Raw genomic sequence first — 4,029 nt, 5'->3', positions numbered from 1 at the left:
CGTGGTCTTCTTCACCCCGCCACGCACTCCAAAACCGGAAGAGCCCCGAAAAGTCGTTTGAGGAACCCGTAGAAACCGACCCGGTAGTGGCCGAACCTACTCCTCCCATTCCGGTCTCGCTAAGACCGAAGGATGCCGATCAGATGGCACCCCCTCCGGAGCTGCCAAGCTCAGAGGAAGATATAAATTTCTCCCCCGAACGGGTAGCACCCAATCCAACTGTTACAGATCAGATAGGGCCGGATTTGACGATCATCGAGTCCTCGTCACTGGTCTCAGATATTACCTCCGGCGTTGCCTCTGGTACGTTTGCCGGGCTGATAATCTCCGGGACTTTATGGTTTATTAACCATTCTTCCAAGCCAAAGTTTGAGTACTTCGACATCGGCAACGGACTCGGCCACTTTTTCTACAACAGATATCTTCCCATCGTGGTCGGAGGAAGTTTCGTTTTGGGTCACGGTCCAGCCATGACTGACCAGACGCGTAGGGCAGGCACAGGGGGCTTCTACATGGGTCCAAGACATGATGAAGTGTTCTCTACTTCATCCTCAGCCGAACCACACTTTGGACTGTCCCCAGGAGAGAGCATCGAGATCTCTTACCGGTATGCCCCTATCCGCTACTGGTGGAATCTGAAGAGGCGCTAGCAAGCTTTCCGCCTGGAGGTGGACCCCACAATAGTATTCAATGCTCGGCATAACCCTAGCGACCAGGACCTCCGGAAGACCGCGAAGGGCTGGAAAATCGGACGGGCTGTTTTAAAACCAAGTGCGACAAGATCCATTTGATCTGCCATAATCCCGATTTTGAACCGCATCGAGGGGATTCACCCCAACTTTGCTGCCTCATCTTCCGTCGCTATTTATGGGTCAGCTCATCGAACACTTCGTCCGGGAGCGCCTTGATGTAAGAAATGCGGGCGCGGATAGCCGCCTCAAGGTTCGCCAGGGAAAGCGCGGCCGACGGTTCGATGAAGTCAGACTGACCGGCCTCTGCAGTAAGCAGAGCGACGGCGTCGTAATTCTTTTCCGCGATCATGCGTTCGAAGAAGATCCGATAACGTTCGATGTACGAGGCGCCGTAAAAAATCTCGTCCGCAGGAAAGGGCATCCCTACAGGTATTTGTACGGGACGCATCGAACCCTTAGCCCGCTCGACGAGCATGACAAACCCGAACCAGGGCGGGAGGTGACCGAACAGACCCCGTTCGACAGCCATCTGCGAGTCCGCCGCGAGTCCAAGAGCTTCTTCCGTCCTGTTGTTGAAGTTATTGCCAAATGAAGGCCCCCGCTGCGACTTGAACTCCATAGCCGCAACGAGCGAACCCCGGTACAGAACGACAAGGTCCCAGTTCTTAGCGGGGCGGAAATAAGCGGGGAGATCATTTCGCCTGTTCGTTCGAACCTCCAGGGCGATCTCGGGGTCACTACGCCACAAGTCTGCGCAGACGTCTTGCAGCGCATTCATCTGTTTTCCCCCAGTCACCGCCGCCCGGTTTCCGGTGTCCTTTACTCCAGAGACAACACCCTGCCGCGCCTGCTGGAGATCAAGCCCCTGCCAGTAGCCCAGCACCGCGGTGCGCCAGATGTCGGTAGGGATCCGATCATTAGTCAACGTGCTCTTCCTGTCTTTAAAGGGTGCCGACTGGCAGTCCGTAGGCTTCCTCAGCAGCTCGCGTCGCCGCATCTCGATCACCCGCGCGGAAAGCGTCACGCAGTTGATCCGCGAGCTCCCTCGGCAGATCCTCCGGCCGCGGGACTGCAATCTTTCGCAGGTACTGCGCCTGGAATCGTAGTGTACCGCCGCGCATCTTCACCCCATACGCGCTGATAAACGCCTCGGCGATCCGGGACAACAACAGTCCACCCAGTACTTCAAGGTCCCACGACGTTGAGACGATGTAGTAGAGGTTGTGGTGCGGGTAAAGGCCCCCGGGCTCGAAGACGGGCGTGATCTGCGACTTCATGTCCTGCAGAAGCAGCTTCGGCCGCGCGGAGAGACTCGGGTTCACCTTGTCAATCGTGCGATACCAGGATGTAGGATTCTTTTTCGCGACAAACCGTTTTCTCACTGCCTCATGCGAGCCCAGCACCTCGGCGAAACGAGGGTACGACGCCAGGTCGATAAGCTTGCCCTCTTCATCCCACGGGTTGAGGAGGAACTTCTTAGGGGCCGTTAAACGACCTGATCTGATGTCGTCGGCCATGACGATGGGGAGCAACCGATCTCTCTCCACCACCACCGCGTCCTTGTCCACGATGTATGCCTTATCGGCACCAGTGGCAACACCGATTCCAATGCGCGTTGTGCCGTCCTCCTCCAGTGCGGGGAAATCCTCCTGGAGTCGCTCCAGCAGCTTGATTGTGTGGGGGGAACCTGCCGGCCAGAAGTCATCGGTCTCGAACCAACTCGACAGCCGCGCCCCTTCCCATCCCTTGCCGGATCCTTCCTCTGCGGGACCGCGCACGAATCCAAGCACCTGACACGCAGATAAGCCATCAAAAGCAGCCGTGGTATCCACAAATGTCGCGGTGCCCTGTTCAGTTTTCGCCAGAACTGTGATGGCCGGGTACGCCGACACCTCGCTTTCGAACGCATCTACGTCGTGCATCTGCCACACCGACTCCACGGCATAGTTGGAGACCACGAGACCGCGTAGACGCTTGCCATAAGCATTACGCATCCAACGGTCGGCACAAATGAAGCCCAGTCGACCGCCCTCCCCCAGCACGCCCAGCGAGCGTTCGTAGAACCCGATGTAGATGTCGGCGCGGCCACGCATAGTCGTCCAGCGGGAGCGGTAAGCGGCCTCAACTTCGTCATCAAGATCTTCGGTCCTGATATAGGGGGGATTGCCAACCACGAAATCAACGCCACTAGGTATCTCACCCAGCAGGAAGTCACCATGGTGCAGCCAGCTCATCGCCAGAATGTCCGCATCATGCCTGCTAAGGCCATGAGCGACCAGCAGATCTCGGGTCTTTTCTCGACAGGTGTCCACGTGCTCGCGCTGGAGGTCGAGGCCGAACAGGGCATGCGAGAGATCCTTCACGGGAACGTCGTACACCCGTGCTGATTCCAACAAGCGCTCCACGATTGGCACGAAAAATGAGCCGGATCCGACCGAGGGTTCAATGAGTCGGAGCTGCGAAAGATCCCGGTCTGGTGTGTACCCCACCAGGTCGAGGATTGCCTCCACCACCCATCTCCGGGTGAAGACCTCCCCGTATTCAATCTCGACGGGGGTGGCAATCGTCATGAAGTTCCTCTCGGGCCAGGTAAATAGAATGATTTTTCTATAATATCCGGCGTCCCCGACAAGTCATCACCTGCTCGTTAACCGTTCCGCCAGAACATCAGTTCGCTCCCGCTAATCCTAGGAATTTTTCCTCGGCCAGCCTCGACCCGGAAATAGGGCATAGGAACGTAGAAGGTGAGGATGCTACTGCTCCCCCATCCGGTCATCGTCAGATGGAATCAGGTTGTCGAGGTGGAGTGCTCGGCCCATGATGGTGCGGAAATCCCGGTCGATGATGGATTCCTAGTAGGCGCTGGCCTGCTGGTCCAGTAGTTTTCCTCGCTGGTTGGCAGCATCGCTGGGATGGTTGCTTTGTGGTAGAAGCCCCGGCTGTGGGAGGTGCGCTCGACGAACCGATCGAGGCGGGCGATCGTCTCGGTGCCCAGGCGGATAACGACCGCTTTGTTCGACCGTCGCGGGGGTGGGATGTTGTCTGTCATCGCGGCTGACCCTTTCTCGGAGGCACTTCTCCAGGGTGGTTGTACGGCGTGTACCCCTGCTGCCCACTCCAGTGGGCAGCAGGGGTACACCATGACGGGCAAGGAAGCAGGGCACTATCAACTGTTGTCGGTTCTGCCCAGTTCTTCGCAGATGGCCGCCAGCTCTTCTGGATCTATCGGACGGAGAAACTTCGGTGGGTCTCCAATTGGGAGGGCGCGGGTGAGGAGCGTAGTGGTGGGGTAGGAAGCTAGCTCCTCCCTGGTGGCCGGGGTATCTGAGATGTAGCA

At 57.7% G+C, this 4,029-nt stretch carries 3 protein-coding genes; 1 reads left to right on the top strand and 2 read right to left on the bottom strand.

From position 1 onward, the window contains the following. A partial coding sequence (locus tag EAH68_RS14565; RefSeq protein WP_206436435.1) for a hypothetical protein occupies window positions 1-650 on the top strand: 650 nt, incomplete at its 5' end. Window positions 651-861: 211 nt separating this feature from the next. Here EAH68_RS14565 and EAH68_RS14560 read toward each other — a convergent pair. Then, a complete protein-coding gene (locus EAH68_RS14560) occupies window positions 862-1,617 on the bottom strand; it encodes a PaeR7I family type II restriction endonuclease (protein ID WP_206436434.1) in 756 nt (251 codons plus the stop codon). A 16-nt stretch (window positions 1,618-1,633) separates the two neighbouring features. After that, window positions 1,634-3,262 carry an Eco57I restriction-modification methylase domain-containing protein gene (locus EAH68_RS14555; protein ID WP_126122051.1) on the bottom strand — a complete coding sequence of 543 codons (1,629 nt, stop codon included), beginning with the start codon at window positions 3,260-3,262 and terminating at the stop codon, window positions 1,634-1,636. Between the last annotated feature and the right edge of the window lie 767 nt (window positions 3,263-4,029).

Source organism: Corynebacterium hylobatis (assembly GCF_003955685.1).
Classification (GTDB): domain Bacteria; phylum Actinomycetota; class Actinomycetes; order Mycobacteriales; family Mycobacteriaceae; genus Corynebacterium; species Corynebacterium hylobatis.
Note: the sequence above shows the minus strand (reverse complement) of the source record. Positions and strands in the feature narration are given on the sequence as shown.